The following is an 18278-nucleotide window of genomic DNA, read 5'->3' on the forward strand; positions in this document are numbered from 1 at the left end:
AGGATGACTAGGATGACTAGGATGACTAGGATGAAGAGATGTCAGATTTTATATTAAAAGTCAAAAATTTTAGATTAGAAATTGCACATAAGAAAATACTAAGATCCATTAGTTTCAATATTCCCCGTCAAGGCATTACCGTGATTATGGGGCCATCAGGCACAGGCAAATCAACGATCTTGCGTACCTTGTCAGGTCTCCATAATGATCACCCCAATATTAAAATGTCAGGTGAAATCCATTACTGTGGTCAAAGTTTATTTACCCATCCAGCAAAACCAGTTTTAGTGCAACAAAAATTAGGTCATCTGACCAATAGTGTTAAAGAAAACTTATTGTTGTGTTTACCCAATCGTTCTGCCTTAATGCAAAATGAACAACTGACCGTCATCCGTAAGCTATGTCTGCATTATGATCAGGTTTGGATGCTTGAACAGCTCAATCAAGCTGCGACAAAGTTAGAACGTTATCAATCCAAAATCCTTGCCATTTTATGCGCACTATTGGCAGAACCTGCTTTAATCATGTTAGATGAACCCACTGTTGGTTTATCCGATACAGATGCAAAGTGTGTACATGATCTAATTAGACGCATTGCTCAAAATATTCCTGTATTGATTGTTTCACATCATATTGCACAAAGTAAATCCATTGCCAATCATGTGATACTTCTTGCAAATGGAACGATTCAGGAACAACAAAGTACAGAACAGTTTTTTCAGCATCCGCAATCAGATATTGCCAAACAATTTTTAAGAACAGGTTCATGTGCAGAATTGTCAGCCGATGAACTGGATTTATTAGAAACACAGCATTTTCAAAGCCTTGAAATTGAAAAAACGCTTGTTACACCAATGAAAACAGAGATTCAGAATATAGCGATTGTCGATATAGATACACAAAATATGACGGAGATGTCATCCATTGATCAGACATCTACAACGCTTGATCATCAACCAAATTTAGACTTTCTTGCTCATGTCATAGATGCCAAAAATCAGGCACAAGGTCCAAATGGTTTTACGTGGCTGATTCGTGGTCGACTGGCAGGAACACCCTGTCCTGGCATTGTCCAAGATACAGAAACAGATCTCAACTACCTGAAAAAAGTAGGAATCACTGACTTAATTTCACTCACCGAAATAGCATTTGATCGTACATTGGCTGAACAGTTTGATATTCAAGTCACCCATTTTCCAATTATTGATATGTCCGTACCTTCTTTGTCTGCTGCACAGAAATTTTGTGTCAGCCTTGATCAAAAAATAGAACAACAAAAGACCATTGCCATTCATTGTAAGGCTGGATTAGGACGAACAGGCACGATGCTTGCTGCCTATTACTTATGGCTTGCCAATGGGGAAAGAACTGCACAGGACGCTATTGAGCATATCCGTGGACTGAATCAATTAATGATTCAGTCTCAGGAACAAGTTGATTTTTTATATGATTTTTCAATGTTAATAAGAATACCCACATTAGTTTTTTAATGCAGGGAAATACCACCCCCAAGGAGTAACAAAATGTTAGATGATGCTTTACAACGTGCGATGACGGGAATTCCAGATTGTTTAGCGGCAGGCTTTGTCGATTTAAGCTCAGGCATGATTCTCAGTATTAAAACTGTAGACTCTCACCCATCAGAAGTTTTTGACTTTTTAGCTGCTGCAACATACGATTTGTTTCAAGGCTCTAATGTTGTTGCCATTGAGCAAATCTTCAAAAAATCTCGTGGCTTAATGGATGAAGATAATTATCACTATTTTCAGGAAATTATCGTCAATAGTGAAAACTTGATTCACGTGTTTATCCGTACCAAAGACCAAAATGAAGTGGTATGTTTTGTTTGTCGTAAAGGTGCTAACTTAGGGATGGTTCTGACCAAAGCCCGTTTAGCATTACCAAACATTGAAAAAGCATTTCACTCATAATTTTGGGTCAAAATATATCGCTATAGACAACATTGTGTATAGCGATATGGATGAATACAAATGCACCAGATTCAATATGCTGGACACACCGTCCAATGTAAAAACAATGAAACAATTTTAGAATGCTTGATCCGCTCTGGATTGAACATTGATTTTTCATGTAAAAGTGGTGTATGTCACCGTTGTATGTTGAAATGTACAACAGGTGAAATCCCAGAACACGCCACTAAAAAACTCCCTTATACCCATCAGAATCAAAACTATCTACTCGCCTGTCAATGCACACCAACCACCAATATGCAACTGGTCGCCAAAACCAGTGATGACAATATTACCCAGTGTATGGCGATGACTTTATCACAAACCAGCCATCAGACTTGGCAGCTCAGTTGTGAAGCGTATCGGGAACTCAGCTATCAAATGGGACAATCCGTGATGATGACTGATTTAGCCATGCAAAACGCCACGTTAGCGACATTGATCAGTGATCCTGAACAAGGTACAACGCTTGATTTAGAAATTCAGGGGCAAGATATTTCATGGCTCACACAACATGATGTCATAGAAGGAACTGAGTTTTATATTCGTGGGCCACTTGCCACAGCACCAACCCATCCAGTCACAAAGTTAGCACCGAATCCAAACTTATGGCATCAATTGGGCGGTGATGGAAAAATACGTGCTGTGCTGACGACCTTTTATCAAAAGGTCTATGCCGATGCTCAATTAGCACCTTTTTTTGAACGTGTTACCATAAATCGAATTATTGGCAAACAATTTGCCTTTCTCAAACAAAATATTGTGGGGGATCAAGTCTTTTTAGGTGAACAACCTAAAAATTCGCATCACTGGATGGTCATCTCCAACGCATTATTTCAGCATCGCATGGACTTAATGCGACAAGCACTGCAAGAACATGATATTTCCGATGAATTAATTGATGCATTGGAACAATATGAATTGCAATTTAAAACGGACATCGTAAAATCTGAACCTTGGTTAAAACAAGTCGGCGATTTACTGGTTGACACAGAACAATATGAAGAGTGTCAACTGGATGAAGCAACCGTCTGTGATTATTGTGGGGCTGAAATCGCACGCTATAGTATGGTGCGATTTCATAAACGACTAGGTAAACTCGCTTGTCAGGCGTGTACCGTGTAATACTTTTACCTTAGTTCACTTAAATCACTGTTTTTAGCGACCTCATTTAATTCAAACCAAAAATATTGATCGAAATTAGAAACTGGAGTTTTTATAATGCAGCAATTTACACGGACAGCAATGCTCTTTATTGAAAAAACATTGCGTGATTGTGAAAGCTGTCCTGGCTTTTCTGGTGCTGCTTTATCAAGCCCAGATGGACTTATTTTGGCAATGCAAGGTGAAATCTCTGGTGATGAAGCAGCAGCATGTGCATCTAGCTTATTTATCGATTCGAGCACTGCGCTTAGCTATATTGGTGAGTCTGATCCTAAAATGATGTTGCTATGGACAAAAACCAAAGTGTTGATTTTACATCAACTAACCGATGGCAGTATTTTACTGATCACATCAACAGAAATTAATAGTTACCATACCGTGCTTAAATTTAGTTTGGATATTGCAAAGAAACTCAATCATGCGGTAAGTGTGTTGAGTTAGTTGAATGGTGAGGCATTTTGCCTCACTTTTATTTTTGTTTTAACTCCGCCAAATATTTGCCAAACTTTCTCGCTGTTTCCAAGTCACCTTCAGGAGGTGTGATTTCCACACTGGCATTATCAGATTGCGTCATTAACCCCAAGAAGCTGGACATACGGTTAATATCCAATGGACTGCGTCCCGTTGGCATAAAAGGCAAGCCTGCCCATAGCATGCCATGCTGCATCGCAAATAAATTAATCTGCTGCAATACTGCAAGCTTATCACCACTGAGTCCACCACCATTGGTAAAACCAGCCGCCAATTTACCCTGCCAAGTACGCGCCAACCAACGCTTAGAAGAATCTTCCATAAACTGTTTCAAAGCAGAGGTTAAGCTCCCCATATACGTTGGGCAGCCCATCACGATCACATCAGCTTGATCCAATAGCTCCCATTGTGGCGCAGCCACAGAAAGCAGATGCACGTCAGCACCTGCCTGCTCCGCACCCTGAGCAATGTATTGCGCAACTTTGGCCGTATGCCCATAAGGACTATGATAAATCACACAAACTTTAACTTGGGGAGTAATTTGCTCAATAACAGACATGGATAATTTAAAAACCAATGAATTGAATCAAGTTTAACATTTTTAACGAATACAAGGCGAATCAATAGCGCAAAGGATATGATTTATTGCATAAATACAAATGTTGCCATTCGTCCAGTTTTTGCATCACGACGATAGGAGAAATAATCCTCTGCTTGCTGATAAGAGCATTGATCACCACCTAAAACGGTTTCTACACCTAAGTGATTTAAAATAAAACGGGCAATCGCATACAAATCAGCCTGATATTTACCTTCAACTTGACCTGCAATAAAAGCAGATGCCAATTCAGGATATTTATCACAGAAAACAGCTCTGACTTCAGCACCGACTTCAAAGCAAGCTTGGCTGATCGCAGCCCCTAGCCATGCCCAAGTGGGCTGCGACTTCATTTCAGCAACAGTATTTTCGATAATACCATTAGCGAGACCACGCCAACCCGCATGTAGGTTAGCGACTTCTGTACCTTCGGCATTACCCAAAACCACAGGCAAACAATCTGCGGTCATCATCATTAAAGCATGACCTAGACGTTGCGTTACTAGACCATCACCTTCTAATGCAATAAATGGAATTTGTTCATTCACAGTATGACAAATGGTGCTATGGGTTTGCGTCATCCATGTGATTTTATCCACACCAAATGCAGATAACTCATTCAACACTAACATCCGATGCTGCTGAACACGTTCCACATCATCATTGACATGTAAAGCCAAATTGAAGCCAGACAGGTTTTGATTCGATGTTGCAATGGTTTGAGGATGTTCAATACGTGTTTGCCCAACATAAATACCTTTGGGCAAACCTTGTACAAATTCCATAAAACTCCTCCCCTTGTGAATATATTCCTCACCTTTTTTAAAGGGAGGAACTGAACAAATCACCCTTGATGAAAAGGGAACTTTACTTAATACGCTTCATTTTCACGGCGAAGCACGTCCACCAACTGAGTAAAATCTTCTGGCCACGGTGCTTCAAACATCATCTCTTCACCTGTGCGTGGATGTACCAAACCCAATTTTGCTGCATGTAACGCTTGACGTTTAAAACTGCGTAGCATGTCAATTAAGACTTCTGATGCACCAGCAGGGAACCGTACACGATTGACATAAACAGGATCACCTACCAAACCATGTCCAAGATAACTAAAATGCACACGAATTTGATGGGTACGTCCTGTTTCAAGTTGAGCCTGAATACGAGTAAAGTCGCGGAAACGCTCTTTCACATTGTAATGCGTTACTGCATCACGTCCACCCGGTAAGATCGCCATTTTGACACGATCGACTGGGTGACGTTTAATTGGCTCATCAATCGTGCCACCCGCAATAATATTTCCATATGCAACTAAATCATAAACACGATAAACGGTTTTTTTCGCAAGTTGTTTACTGAGAGAAAATTGGGCTTCCAATGTTTTTGCAACAACCAATAAACCGCTGGTGTCCTTATCAATACGATGTACTAAACCTGCACGTGAAAGCTCAGCCAGTTTCGGTGCATGATAAAGCAAGGCATTGACCAAAGTACCTGTAGGATTGCCAGCACCTGGATGAACCACCATGCCAACTTCTTTATTAATCACAATAATATCATCGTCTTCATAGACAATATTGAGGGGAATGTTTTCAGGTTGACTCGAGGTTTGGGCTTCTAACTCAACATTCAGCGTAAGCAATTCATTGCCTTCGCAACGATATTTAGGTTTTACAATGTTACCATTTACCAACAGATGCCCATCTTTCATCCATTGCTTGAGCTTTTCACGAGAGAACTCGCTCCAAACCAATGCAGCAACCTGATCAATACGCTGACCTAGATACTCTTCATCGAGTTGTATTTGCAACGATAAACGTGTTGCAGTTGCATCAGAATTATGATTATCTGCATCGACAGAATCTTCAAGTAAGAAATCTGTCTCGGAAAGGTTTGAATTGGAAGATTGTGTTGAAGTCATTTTGATGATCGATACAAAAATGGTTTAATAGCACCATTGTAGCTTATTGTCCCAAAAGCAGAGGAATTTTTATGTCGCTACCCCATTATAAAATTACCATATTGGCTTTATCTTTAGGCGTAGCGTCTGTATTTGTTGGTTGTAGCAGTAATCCAAGCAAAAAAGAAGTGGTTGATAAAGGCCCACAGTCAAGTGAACAAGTCTATTTTGAAAAAGCACAAAAATCACTTGAACGTAATCAATATACGGATGCTGTTAAATCACTTGAAGCGATAGATACGTATTATCCAACTGGACAATACACTCAACAAGCACAACTTGAACTCCTCTACGCCAAATTTAAACAAAAAGATTATGAAGGTACGATTGCACTGGCAGATCGTTTCATTCGTTTAAATCCACAACATCCAAATGTTGATTACGCCTACTATGTTCGGGGTGTAGCCAACATGGAAATGAATTACGACAGTTTGATTCGTTATACCTCATTACAACAATCACATCGTGATGTGAGCTACGTTAAAGTTGCTTATCAAAACTTTGTAGATTTGATTCGTCGTTTCCCAAGTAGCCAATACTCAGTAGATGCTGCACAACGTATGAAATTTATCGGTCAAGAATTGGCTGAAAGTGAAATGAATGCGGCACGTTTCAATATTCAACGTAAAGCATGGTTGGCTGCTGCTGAACGCGCACAATGGGTCATTGAACACTACCCTCAAACACCACAAACACCTGAAGCACTTGCAATATTAGCTTATAGCTACCAAAAATTAGGCGATCAAGCCACGTCTAAGCAATATATTGATCTCTTAAAACTAAACTATCCAAATTTAGTTAAGGCAAATGGCGAAGTAAATCTTCGTGCTGCTCGTAAAGAAGGTAGTTGGGTCAATCGTGCCACATTAGGCTTGCTTGGTCGTGAATCTAAAACGGTACAAGTAAAAGAACAAACCAATGGTGAAACTGAGCAACGCAGCTTAACAAATCGTTTGAGCCTTGGTTTATTAGATAAACCGACAACCGAAGAAATCGATTCTGCTCCTATTGAAGAACCAACTGATAAACCAAGTTGGATGAACCGTTTAAGCTTCGGGCTATTAGATAAGCCTGAGACCAAAGAAACTTCGGGGGCTGATGCTGCAAATTAATTTGCACTCATCAAAACCATAAAACAGGCAAGTCTACCCTTGCCTGTTTTTCATTTTATGCAACAATAAATTCTGACACACTGACTTCAATGAAGATGTTATCTCTCAGTCCAAAAATGGTTAAATGTACATGGCAATTCCACAACATACGATTGATCAAATCTTAGATCGAACTGATATCGTCGATTTAATCGGTCAACGTGTGAAGTTAAAAAAGACTGGGCGTACTTACTCGGGCTGTTGTCCATTCCATCAGGAAAAATCTCCATCATTCCATGTATATAGAGATAAGCAGTATTATCATTGCTTTGGGTGTCAAGCGAATGGAAATGCGATTCGCTTCCTCATGGACATTGATAGTCGGAACTTTGTCGATGTGATGAAAGACTTGTCTAATCAGACAGGCATCGAATTACCGAAAGATAATCACGACAATAAAAAACTTTCTTATAAACGTAGTCCTCAACAAATTGCAGCGGCTCAACCAACAAATACGTCAGTCGCTGAAAATCCAGCACCTATTTCTGTAGCAGATGAATTTATCGATGGGCATTTTGTCGATATAGATCGCGTTATGGATGATCCTTTTGCTCAATTTGATCCATCCTTTTATATGGATGAACAAGTTCAAGAAGGTAATCTCTATGACTTATTGGAAAGCGTTGCTCAGTTTTATGAACGCCAACTCCCAATGAGTCAAAAAGCACAAAATTATTTCAAACAGCGTGGCTTATCGGCACAAACGATTCAATTTTGGCGTTTGGGTTATGCACCAGAAGATTGGCAGCATTTAGAAAAAACCTTCCCACAAGATATTGAAGGTTTGAAACAGTTGGGTTTGATTCGTTCTAGTGATAGCGGTCGAGATTTTGATTTATTACGTGAGCGGGTAATTTTTCCGATCCGCGATCATAAAGGCCGCGTGGTTGGTTTTGGTGGTCGTGCGCTCAATGATGAAATTAAACCTAAATATATTAACTCACCAGATTCAGAGGTCTTCCACAAGAATCAATTGCTTTATGGTTTATATGAGGGTCGTAAACTCAAAGCCAATGATTGGTTAATGGTCGAAGGCTATATGGACGTGATTGCCTTACAGCAATATGGGATCAATGGTGCTGTCGCAACACTAGGAACAGCCAGTAATGCAGATCATTTAACCACCCTATTTAAACAAAATTCTCGTATCACCATTGCCTTTGATGGGGATGCTGCTGGACAGAAAGCGGCACGACGCACCTTAGAAATTGCGCTCCCCTTACTCAATGATGGTCGTGAATTAAAATTCTTTGTGCTTCCGAATGAACATGATCCAGACTCATTGATTCGTCGTGAAGGCTTAGAAAACTTCCAAAAATTATTACAACAGGCACCGCTTTTATCAGACTTTGTGTTTGCTCATTTAACAGGACAGCATGACGTTAGCACGCCTGAAGGTAAAAGTTTAGTCATGGGAGAACTACGTGAATTAACAGAGTTATTACCTAAACATGGCTCATTCCGTTATCTGTTGAGTCAGTCTTTCCGTGAGAAACTCGGTCTAGGCAAACGTTTTACCCCTCAAATCAGCCACGATGCCTCTTTATCTTTTAATATTCAAACCAAAGATGAAGATTTTGCAATCGCAATTTTAATGCATCACCCATTTCTCTATATTCATTTTGAAGAATTACTTGCAGTGATTGACCAAACTGAGCTGCTGGCTAAAGTTTTAGCAGTGCTCAACATTATCTTTGATGATTTACCCGATGATCAGGAATTAGCAACCTATTACGTACTCGGTGCATGTAGTCGTTATAGTCATGAGATTGCCGATGTTATGCAGAGAACCAATATTGAGTCATTAACTCAAGCACCTGAGATTGCTGATAAATTGGCTAAGGACTTTTCATTAAATCTACAAGAAAAATATTTAAAATTAAAACTGAGATCACCTATCTCACTCATCGAATCACGCAATTTACGTCAACAATTAAATGAGTTAACAAAACAGATTAGCTTGAAGTTATTATCCTAAGCTAATTTACTGCCTCGGTTTACGCTCATGCTCAAACACATCCTTTAGATGTTGCTGTAACCATTCAAAATAATCTGGATTTTCAGCTTTAGCAGCTTCTCTTAATAAAATAGAAGTTGGGTGCATAAGTTTCTGTGATAGGCGATGAGCAAACTCCCGCATCACCTGTTCTGCGGCATGACCATGTTGCAATAACTCTAATGCATGTGCCAACTCTTTTTGGCTGACTTCTTCACTGTGCTGACGATAAGCTTGAATGGTGCTACTCGCTTCTTTCACTTTTTGTTGGGTCATCAATTGAGTAGCCAATTGATTCACCATAATTTCAGCCTCAACAGCCGCCTGACGACGTTGCGCTAAATTTTCATCAATCACACTTTGTAGATCATCCACACCATATAAATATACGTTATCTAATGATTCAACTTTCGGATCAATATCACGTGGAACAGCCAAATCGACCATCAACATTTGCTGATAGCGACGTTTTTTAAGTGCGGCTTTAACATCTGAATATTGAATAACTTGATGTAAACTTCCTGTACAGCTCGAGACAACATCTGCTCTATATAAATTCTGGGCAAGTTCAGCAAAAGGAATAATTTCAACCTCAACTTGATGAGCAATTTCTTGTGCCAGTAAATCAGCACGCTCACGGCTACGGTTACAAATTAGAATTTTTGCCACACCCATTTCCGCTAAATGCTTAGCAACCAAACTATTCATTTCACCTGCGGCAACTACCATAACCGTTAACTTTTCAGGGCGACTAAAGACTTGCAATGCTAACTGAGCAACTGCATAACCCATTGAAACAGCATGGCTACCTACAGAGGTTTCTGAACGAACACGTTTCGCTGCATAAAAAGCATATTCAAAAACACTATTCAGTTCTGGCGACACAGTTTGTGCATCTTTAGATAAAGCCAAAGCACTTTTAACTTGCCCCAAAATTTGCGGCTCACCCAACATCAAAGAGTCTAAACCACTTGCAACACGCATCAAATGTGTAACAGCTTGGGCATTTTCGTAACGATAAACATGATGAATTAACTGTTTTACATCAATATTATTCACTTGGGCTAACCAAGTCAGAACACTATCAGCATCTTCTGTCATGGCATAAACTTCAGTGCGATTACAAGTTGATACAACAACTAAATCATTCAAAGGTGAATGTTTATTTTGTTCAAGCAATAGCGCAGCTAATCGCTCTGCATTGAAAGCGATTTGTTCACGAAGTTCAACAGAAGCTGTTTGATGGTTGACACCCAATGCAAAGAAAGACATATCAGATCATCATTTCGCTAAATTTATGTTATTGTGCAACATCGGTGTCATAAAAAGCATTACTTTGGATCAATAAAAATTGCGTCAGCTATATCGCCGTACCCTTTTTAGCGGCAAGACGATTCGACGGTATTCTACCACAATCTTGTTGTTAGGTAGCATGAGCTCGTATGTCTCTGCACAAGCAATACACGACATGTATGCAGATAAAAGCTTTGACAACGCATTACAACAAAGTATGGTTGCTGAATTTTCTCTTGCTTATGATGATATTGCAACTGCATTACACAATTATACAGTGCTGGCAATTCGAAGTAATTCAACAACCATCAAACAGCGTGCTTTAGATGTCGCTCTAGAATATAACGATTTTCAATCTGCATTAGATATTGCAACACATTGGGTAGAACAAGAACCCAAAGATGTTCCTGCTTTATTTTACTTATCACATATTGCCCTGAAAACTCATGAATATGAATTGGCAGCTAAAACCTTAGATAAGATCTTAAATATTGACCCAACTGCTGATCTCGAACAAATTTTGGCAGGGATTGCACCCGAACAAGCACAAGATCGTGAAATTTTATTAAATGCCTTACGTACCAGTAAAGAACGTGAAAACCCATCTATCTTGGCTTTAATCGCTGGATTAGAAGCGCAAGATGGCTTATATGAGCAAGCATTAAATAATATCAATAAAGCCTTACGTAAACGTTCAAAATCGACCAGTTTCATTCTGATGAAAGCCAATCTATTAATGGCTTTACGCAACGATGCTGAAACACAAAAGTGGTTTGCACAAGCCAGTCGAAAAAATAAAACCAATATTGATATACGATTAGCTGAAGCTCGCTATTACATTCAAATCAATCAACAACAGCAAGCATTAGATAAGCTTGAAAGTATTATCAAAGATTATCCAAAAACTGAAGAAGCTTTATTTATTGCCGGCTTAACCAGTATTGATTTAAAACAATACGAAAAAGCTGAACAATATTTGGTTGAATTGCGTTCTTCAGCAAAATATCAGAATGAAGCTTATTACTATCTTGCAATCAATGCACAGCGCAAACAACATTATGAAACCGCAAAAGCATATTATCGGCTCGTGGATGGCAGCTTATATATTGTGTCTCGACGCAATATGATCGCGATTTTTGAGAAGCAGGGTCAACTGAATGATGCTTTACGCTTTCTTACACAAGAACGGGTGAATTATCCACAACATGCAAGTTTCCTCTATCAAGCTCAAGCTGATATTTTAAAAAAGATGGATAATAAAAAAGCAGCTTTAGTATTGCTAGATGAAGCGATTAAGAGCTTACCCGATGATCCTGAACTGATTTATGCAGAAGTATTATTGCTGGATCCTTATACCGATCGGGATAAATTAGATAAAACTTTGAAGCAACTTTTAATTATTGAACCCAATAGCCCGACCTATTTAAACGCTTATGCCTATACCTTAGCATTGCAAAATCGTCGCCTAAAAGAAGCGCGCAAATATGCAGAACTAGCGCTCAACTTTGCACCTGAACAAGCCTCTATTCTTGATACATTGGGCTATATCGCTTTCCTACAAAATGATTTTGATACCGCAACCAAAGTCTTGGGACAAGCCTATTCAATTAGCCAAAATATCAATATTGGAGTTCGCTATGCTAAAGCGCTATATATGCAAGGCGCACTCACACAATTTAGTGAGGTGTTACAGCAATTGAAACAAAAACATGCAAATGCCCCACAATTACAACAACTTGATAGCTTAATCTTACCTATCACTGTAAAAAAGAGTTAAATACATGCGCTTGTTTTCAAAATTATGTGTCGCAATATGTAGCAGTAGTGTCCTAGTAGTAACAGGCTGCCAACATCTAAGCCAACCAAATAAGATCATTGCTTCACCACAAGTGCAAGATGAAAATAACTTTAGCTTACAAGGTAAAATAGGTGTACGTACACCACAACAGTCTGGCAGTGCTTTTTTTACATGGGTTCAACAACAAGATCAATTTGATATTGAACTGACTGGAATTTTAGGTGTTGGGAAAACCCAGATTGAAGGCAAACCAGGTCAAGTCACCTTAAATAGCGCCAAAACAGGTCTGATTACGGCAGCTACACCTGAAGAATTATTAGAAAAAGCAACAGGTTGGCAGGCACCGATTATGCACCTTGCCTACTGGGTACAAGCGAAGCCTGCGACGCAAAATGCTCAAGCGAGCAAAGACGAACAAAATCGCTTGAAACAGCTCATTGAAGATGGCTGGACTGTTGATTTCAGCTATAACGATAAGCAAATCCTTCCAAATAAACTTTTGTTGAAGCAAGCACTTGCTGACGATAAAGAAAACCGTATTACAATGGTGATTCAAAACCGATAGATTAGATTCTTTTATGATTAGAGTACCTTCCCCTGCTAAATTGAATTTATTTCTGCACATCACTGGTCGTAGAGACAATGGTTATCATGAATTACAAACTATTTTTCAACTGATTGATTTATATGATTGGATGACTTTTGAGCGAATTTCGGATGGAATGATTCATATTGAAGGCTTAAACGAGGTTGCTCTTGAACAAAACTTAATCTATCGTGCAGCACAATTACTCAAACCCCATGCAAAAGAACCATGTGGGTTAAATATTCAAATCGAGAAAAATATTCCGATGGGTGCTGGTCTTGGCGGCGGTTCATCTAATGCAGCCACTACACTCATTGTACTCAATCAACTGTGGCAATGCGGTTTAAATGAGCAGCAATTAGCTGATTATGGTGTGCAACTGGGTGCCGATGTGCCTATCTTTATTTTTGGTCGAAATGCATGGGCAGAAGGCATAGGTGAACATTTATCATTCATAGACTTAGCTCAAAAACAATTCATAATTTTAAAACCTGATTGTTTTATCAGCACTCAAGCACTTTTTTCACAAAAAACATTGACAAGAGATTCTAAGATCACTACATTTTGCGCCTATCAGTTAGAACCTTCTAGCTTTGGAAATAACTTCGAACCTCTGGCTCGACAGTTATACCCTGAAGTTGAAGAAGCGATGCAATATTTAGATCAATTTGGTCTAGCAAAGCTTACAGGTACAGGTGCTTGTGTTTTTACTGAAGTAACCAGTGAAATGGATACGAAGAAGATTTTGCAAAACGCACCTTGTAAAGCTTACTTGGTCAACAGTTTAGCAGAATCACCTTTAAGACATTTCAAAGTTACACGTTAGGGGCGTCGCCAAGTGGTAAGGCAGCGGGTTTTGATCTCGCCATCCGTTGGTTCGAATCCAGCCGCCCCTGCCATCCAAATTCATTATAAGCCAACCGCCAAGGGTGCTTCATGCCCAATCTTGTCGTTTTTAGTGGAAGTGCTCATCCACATTTCGCCCAAAAAGTCGTAAGCCACTTACATATCCCTCTCGGTGCTGCTTCTGTAAGCAAGTTTTCTGATGGTGAAATTTCAGTTGAAATTACTGAAAATGTTCGTGGTAAAGACGTTTTTATCGTTCAATCTACTTGTGCGCCTACCAACGATAACCTGATGGAAATCTTGGTCATGGCTGATGCTTTGCGTCGTGCAAGTGCTGGTCGTATCACTGCAGTCATTCCGTATTTCGGTTATGCACGTCAAGATCGTCGTCCACGTTCTGCTCGTGTTCCAATTACTGCAAAAGTTGTTGCAGACATGCTGACAACTGTAGGTATTGACCGTGTGGTAATGATCGACTTACACGCAGACCAAATTCAAGGTTTCTTCGATATTCCTGTTGACAACATCTACGGAACGCCTGCGTTATTGGCAGACCTACGTCAACAACAACATGACAACCTTATGGTGGTTTCACCTGACGTTGGTGGTGTTGTTCGTGCACGTGCTGTTGCAAAACAGTTAGGTGATATCGATTTAGCTATCATTGATAAACGTCGCCAAAAAGCAAATGAGTCACAAGTGATGCATTTGATTGGTGATGTAAAAGATCGTGACTGTGTCATTGTTGATGACATGGTCGACACAGCAGGTACGCTTTGCAAAGCTGCGGATGCACTGAAACAATTTGGTGCTCGTCGAGTGATTGCTTATGCGACTCACCCTGTTTTATCAGGCAAAGCGATTGATAACCTTCGTAACTCTGTTATTGATGAACTCGTTGTTACTGACACGATTCCTCTTTCAGATGAAGCAGCAAACTTAGGTAAAATTCGCCAAGTTTCTGTTGCAAGCATGGTTGCTGAAACAATTCGTCGTATCAATAACGAAGAATCTATTAGCGCTATGTTCGATAGTTATCTATAATAGCCCAGCTTTTTTTCTTAAACCCTAGCTCGCTAGGGTTTTTCTATCACTAAACTGGTCGCAAGTTTAGTTACTCAAACTCAATGAGGATATGCCCATGGCAAACTTCGTATTAAACGCTCAAGCACGTGAAGTAGCACAACAAGGGAAAGGTTCGAGCCGCCGCCTTCGCCACGCTGCTCAAATCCCAGCAATCATCTATGGTGGTAGCGCTGAGCCTGTAGCTGTTACTTTAGAGCTTCGTGAAATCGTTAAAGCTTTAGAAAACAATGCTTTCTTCGAAGAAGTTATCGAAATCAAAATCGGTGATAAAGTTGAAAACGTTAAAATCCAAGCGTTACAACGTCACCCAGCTAAAAACACACCTATGCACGCTGACTTCAAACGCGCATAAGTGTTAAAGGCGTAAATTAGTGTCAAATATTTCGCTAATTGTTGGTTTGGGTAATCCTGGTAAGGAATATGCCCAAACCCGCCATAATGCAGGTTTCTGGTTCGTAGAACAGCTTGCAGATCGTTATGGTATTTCTTTAAAGGCTGATCCAAAATTTCATGGATACAGCGGTCGTGGTCAAATTGATGGTCATGACGTACGTTTACTCTTACCTACCACTTTCATGAACCGTTCTGGTCAAAGTGTCGTACCATTTGCCAAATTTTATCAAGTTGCACCTGAAGCAATTCTTGTTGCTCATGATGAACTCGATATGGATCCTGGTATTATTCGTTTAAAATCAGGTGGTGGACATGGCGGACATAATGGTCTTCGCGACATCGTTCCACATATTGGTGCTAATTTCCATCGCTTACGTATAGGAATTGGACATCCTGGTTCTAAAGAACGTGTTTCTGGTCATGTGCTTGGCAAAGCTCCTAGCAGTGAACAAGCTTTAATGGATGCTGCGATTGATCATGCTTTATCCAAAGTGAAAATGCTTGTCGATGGACAAGTTTCACAGGCAATGAATCAAATTAATGCATACAAACCCGCTTAAATTTAAACTGAATTGTTGATCAATCACGCTTGCCATATTGCATTTTTAAGCGCAAAATGCGCATCAAACCGCCTATCGCCAGCGGGAAACGTGACAAGTCAACCAATAAGATATTCATCTTAGGTCTTACTCAGGAGACGCTAGCCATGCTATCTCGTTTATTAAAATGTAAAATTCACCGTGCAGTTGTCACTCATGCAGAACTTCATTATGAAGGTTCTTGTGCAATTGATGGTGTATTAATGGACTTAGCAGGGATTCGTGAATACGAAGAAATCCACGTATGGAACGTAACCAACGGCAAACGCTTCACAACTTATGCAATTCGTGGTGAAGATGACTCAGGTATTATTTCAGTGAATGGTGGCGCAGCACACCAAGCTGATGTCGGTGATTTAGTCATTATTGCAACTTTTGGTGATTTCACTGAAGTAGAAGCCAACCTTCACAAACCACGTTTGGTTTATGCAAATCCGGACAATACAGTCAATCACACGGCAAACTGTATTCCTGTACAAATTGCATAAATATTTAAAAAATTTCTAAAAAGCCAGTCAATGTGAACTGGCTTTTTTTATGGCTAGGTCGATACTAAGTGCTGAATAGAACTCATCAAAACAATTCAAAAACAATGACTTCTCCACGACAAAACCGAAACTTCATTTGCTTAAATTCATATTTCAATAGAACGATCCATTTCATAAATAGTTCCCTTTCCTCTCAAAAAACTAGCTATAATCAAAGCACATCGCTTCAGGGCGGGGTGTAATTCCCCACCGGTGGTAAGTTGGGCCTTGCAATCAAGTGACCTAATCAGCCCACGAGCCTGTATATATTTATATACTCGCAGATTTGGTGAGAGACCAAAGCCGACGGTATAGTCCGGATGAAAGAAGACGAAACCACTGAAATACGCTTTTCGCGTTGTTTTGGTGTACGCTTATTTTTTACATCAGTCCTGAAATGTTCAGCCGTATCCTATTTACGAGAGCGTTTCATTATGTCGAGTTTAATTCAACCCGAACTTTTCTTTTCAGCCCTTTCCCCTGCTGAACAACGTATTCAACAAGCTTTAGAAGATATCCGCCAAGGCAAACCAGTATTGGTAATGGATGATTTCGATCGTGAAAATGAAGCCGATCTTATTATTGCTGCTGAAACACTCACTGTCGAAACCATGGCACGAATGATTCGTGATGGTTCTGGTATTGTGTGCTTATGTCTGACAGAAGAGTTGGCCGATCATCTAGCACTCCCACCAATGGTGGTCGACAATTCTAGCCAATTTAAAACAGCATTCACGGTAACGATCGAAGCTGCACAAGGTGTGACCACTGGTGTTTCTGCTAAAGATCGCGTAACAACAATTTTAGCTGCCACTAAAGATGGTGCTATTGCAAGTGACCTCAGTCGACCAGGTCATGTGTTCCCATTACGTGCACGTAATGGTGGCGTATTAACTCGTAGAGGACATACTGAAGGAACAATAGATTTAGCCCGTTTGGCTGGTTTAAAACCATCTGGCGTATTATGTGAACTGACTAATCCTGATGGCTCTATGGCATCAGGTATTCAAGTTCTAGCTTATGCTCAAACACATGGCCTTACCGTGATTAGTATCGAAGAATTGGTTCAATATCGCTTAAAACATAATATTTAATGAAACAAAAAAGCCTCGATCATTCGAGGCTTTTTATTGCGTTCATGATTATGATACTTTTCGTTCTAAATTCAGTTGATTCACCGTATTAAGCAATTGGCTAAATTGTGCGATTTGAGCAATCGGTTGTACTTGAGCGAGTTCTTCTGCTGTGCCGTAACCATAATTTACAGCAATGGTTTCAATACTATTGGCACGTGCACCAATCACATCATATTGTCGGTCTCCCACCATAATGCATTGCTGCGCATCCAATTGCTCTTTTTCAAGAATATAAGCTATTAGATCTACTTTATTGGTACGTTCACCTGTTAATTCACTGCCATACATTTCAGTAAAAAATTGATCCAAACCAAAATGGGCAAGGATACGTTTCGCATAAACTGTTGGCTTCGCCGTCGCTAAAAATAATCGATAACCTTGTAGTTGCAACTGTTGCAACGTTTCTACCACTGTTGCATAAACTTCATTTTCAAATAAACCAGTCACTGAAAAACGCTCACGATAAGCAAGTAACGCTTGTTCAGCAAAATCATCATCCTGAGTATTTAATAACTTTGCCAAAGAAGCTTTCAACGGAGGTCCAATCGTCCAATCTAAATCAACTCCATCCGCTAAAGGGTGGCCCAGTTTTTCTAAAGCATAACGAATTGAGCGATGAATACCCGCTTTAGGGTCAGTTAAAGTCCCATCTAAATCAATCAGAATATTTTTGATCGTCATTCGTTCAATCTCTTAAAGCCTTA

At 39.8% G+C, this 18278-nt stretch carries 19 protein-coding genes, 1 tRNA gene and 1 riboswitch; of the genes, 15 read left to right on the forward strand and 5 right to left on the reverse strand.

Annotated features, from left to right (window positions below):
- Positions 1-38 precede the first annotated feature (38 nt).
- The 4 genes from NO346_RS11415 (at position 39) to NO346_RS11430 (ending at position 3575) form a co-directional block, all read left to right on the forward strand.
- The gene (locus tag NO346_RS11415) at positions 39-1490 is read left to right on the forward strand and encodes an ATP-binding cassette domain-containing protein (protein ID WP_256415224.1); all 1452 of its coding nucleotides are present in this window, start codon (positions 39-41) and stop codon (positions 1488-1490) included.
- A gap of 33 nt (positions 1491-1523) precedes the next feature.
- Entirely contained in the window at positions 1524-1931 is a 408-nt protein-coding gene (locus tag NO346_RS11420) for a hypothetical protein (RefSeq protein WP_256415225.1), read from the forward strand.
- 60 nt (positions 1932-1991) lie between these two features.
- Positions 1992-3095, forward strand: coding sequence for a 2Fe-2S iron-sulfur cluster-binding protein (locus NO346_RS11425; RefSeq protein WP_256415226.1), 1104 nt, complete (start codon positions 1992-1994; stop codon positions 3093-3095).
- Between the two features lie 96 nt (positions 3096-3191).
- Positions 3192-3575: a roadblock/LC7 domain-containing protein gene (locus NO346_RS11430; RefSeq protein WP_256415227.1), complete on the forward strand. Its 384-nt coding sequence runs from the start codon at positions 3192-3194 to the stop codon at positions 3573-3575.
- 28 nt (positions 3576-3603) lie between these two features.
- Here NO346_RS11430 and NO346_RS11435 read toward each other — a convergent pair whose 3' ends face one another.
- The 3 genes from NO346_RS11435 to rluD form a co-directional block, all read right to left on the reverse strand.
- Positions 3604-4164, reverse strand: a complete 561-nt coding sequence (locus NO346_RS11435) for a flavodoxin family protein (RefSeq protein WP_256415228.1) — start codon at positions 4162-4164, stop codon at positions 3604-3606.
- Between the two features lie 83 nt (positions 4165-4247).
- Positions 4248-4988 carry a peptidoglycan editing factor PgeF gene (gene pgeF / locus NO346_RS11440; RefSeq protein WP_256415229.1) on the reverse strand — a complete coding sequence of 247 codons (741 nt, stop codon included), beginning with the start codon at positions 4986-4988 and terminating at the stop codon, positions 4248-4250.
- A gap of 86 nt (positions 4989-5074) precedes the next feature.
- Positions 5075-6124, reverse strand: coding sequence for a 23S rRNA pseudouridine(1911/1915/1917) synthase RluD (gene rluD / locus NO346_RS11445; RefSeq protein ID WP_256415230.1), 1050 nt, complete (start codon positions 6122-6124; stop codon positions 5075-5077).
- 71 nt (positions 6125-6195) lie between these two features.
- Between rluD and NO346_RS11450 the strand changes: the two genes are divergently transcribed.
- A complete protein-coding gene (locus tag NO346_RS11450; RefSeq protein WP_256415231.1) occupies positions 6196-7275 on the forward strand; it encodes an outer membrane protein assembly factor BamD in 1080 nt (359 codons plus the stop codon).
- Positions 7276-7405: 130 nt separating this feature from the next.
- A complete protein-coding gene (locus NO346_RS11455) occupies positions 7406-9292 on the forward strand; it encodes a DNA primase (RefSeq protein ID WP_208727724.1) in 1887 nt (628 codons plus the stop codon).
- 6 nt (positions 9293-9298) lie between these two features.
- Here NO346_RS11455 and hemA read toward each other — a convergent pair whose 3' ends face one another.
- On the reverse strand, positions 9299-10582 hold the full coding sequence (gene hemA / locus NO346_RS11460) for a glutamyl-tRNA reductase (protein ID WP_256415232.1): 1284 nt from the start codon (positions 10580-10582) through the stop codon (positions 9299-9301).
- A gap of 79 nt (positions 10583-10661) precedes the next feature.
- Between hemA and NO346_RS11465 the strand changes: the two genes are divergently transcribed.
- The 9 genes from NO346_RS11465 to ribB all read left to right on the forward strand — a co-directional run bounded on the left by NO346_RS11465 (position 10662) and on the right by ribB (position 17532).
- On the forward strand, positions 10662-12380 hold the full coding sequence (locus tag NO346_RS11465) for a tetratricopeptide repeat protein (RefSeq protein WP_256415233.1): 1719 nt from the start codon (positions 10662-10664) through the stop codon (positions 12378-12380).
- Positions 12381-12384: 4 nt separating this feature from the next.
- A complete protein-coding gene (gene lolB, locus NO346_RS11470; RefSeq protein ID WP_256415234.1) occupies positions 12385-12966 on the forward strand; it encodes a lipoprotein insertase outer membrane protein LolB in 582 nt (193 codons plus the stop codon).
- A 13-nt stretch (positions 12967-12979) separates the two neighbouring features.
- The gene (ispE, locus tag NO346_RS11475; protein ID WP_256415235.1) at positions 12980-13813 is read left to right on the forward strand and encodes a 4-(cytidine 5'-diphospho)-2-C-methyl-D-erythritol kinase; all 834 of its coding nucleotides are present in this window, start codon (positions 12980-12982) and stop codon (positions 13811-13813) included.
- Positions 13812-13886, forward strand: a tRNA-Gln gene (locus tag NO346_RS11480). Before ispE ends, NO346_RS11480 begins: the two co-directional genes overlap by 2 nt.
- Positions 13887-13923: 37 nt before the next feature.
- Entirely contained in the window at positions 13924-14877 is a 954-nt protein-coding gene (locus NO346_RS11485; RefSeq protein ID WP_004663520.1) for a ribose-phosphate pyrophosphokinase, read from the forward strand.
- A gap of 97 nt (positions 14878-14974) precedes the next feature.
- Entirely contained in the window at positions 14975-15271 is a 297-nt protein-coding gene (rplY, locus tag NO346_RS11490) for a 50S ribosomal protein L25 (protein ID WP_004663523.1), read from the forward strand.
- A 19-nt stretch (positions 15272-15290) separates the two neighbouring features.
- Positions 15291-15872 carry an aminoacyl-tRNA hydrolase gene (gene pth / locus NO346_RS11495; protein WP_005158359.1) on the forward strand — a complete coding sequence of 194 codons (582 nt, stop codon included), beginning with the start codon at positions 15291-15293 and terminating at the stop codon, positions 15870-15872.
- 146 nt (positions 15873-16018) lie between these two features.
- Complete coding sequence (gene panD / locus NO346_RS11500; RefSeq protein WP_004655255.1) at positions 16019-16399, forward strand: aspartate 1-decarboxylase; 381 nt, start codon at positions 16019-16021, stop codon at positions 16397-16399.
- A gap of 219 nt (positions 16400-16618) precedes the next feature.
- Positions 16619-16774: riboswitch (FMN riboswitch) on the forward strand.
- Positions 16775-16872: 98 nt separating this feature from the next.
- Positions 16873-17532 carry a 3,4-dihydroxy-2-butanone-4-phosphate synthase gene (gene ribB, locus NO346_RS11505; protein ID WP_087536789.1) on the forward strand — a complete coding sequence of 220 codons (660 nt, stop codon included), beginning with the start codon at positions 16873-16875 and terminating at the stop codon, positions 17530-17532.
- A gap of 48 nt (positions 17533-17580) precedes the next feature.
- Here the strand turns inward: ribB and NO346_RS11510 are convergent, their stop codons facing one another.
- Positions 17581-18255, reverse strand: a complete 675-nt coding sequence (locus NO346_RS11510) for an HAD-IA family hydrolase (protein ID WP_256415236.1) — start codon at positions 18253-18255, stop codon at positions 17581-17583.
- Between the last annotated feature and the right edge of the window lie 23 nt (positions 18256-18278).

Origin of the sequence: Acinetobacter sp. 5862, from assembly GCF_024494585.1 — a bacterium.
GTDB lineage: Bacteria > Pseudomonadota > Gammaproteobacteria > Pseudomonadales > Moraxellaceae > Acinetobacter.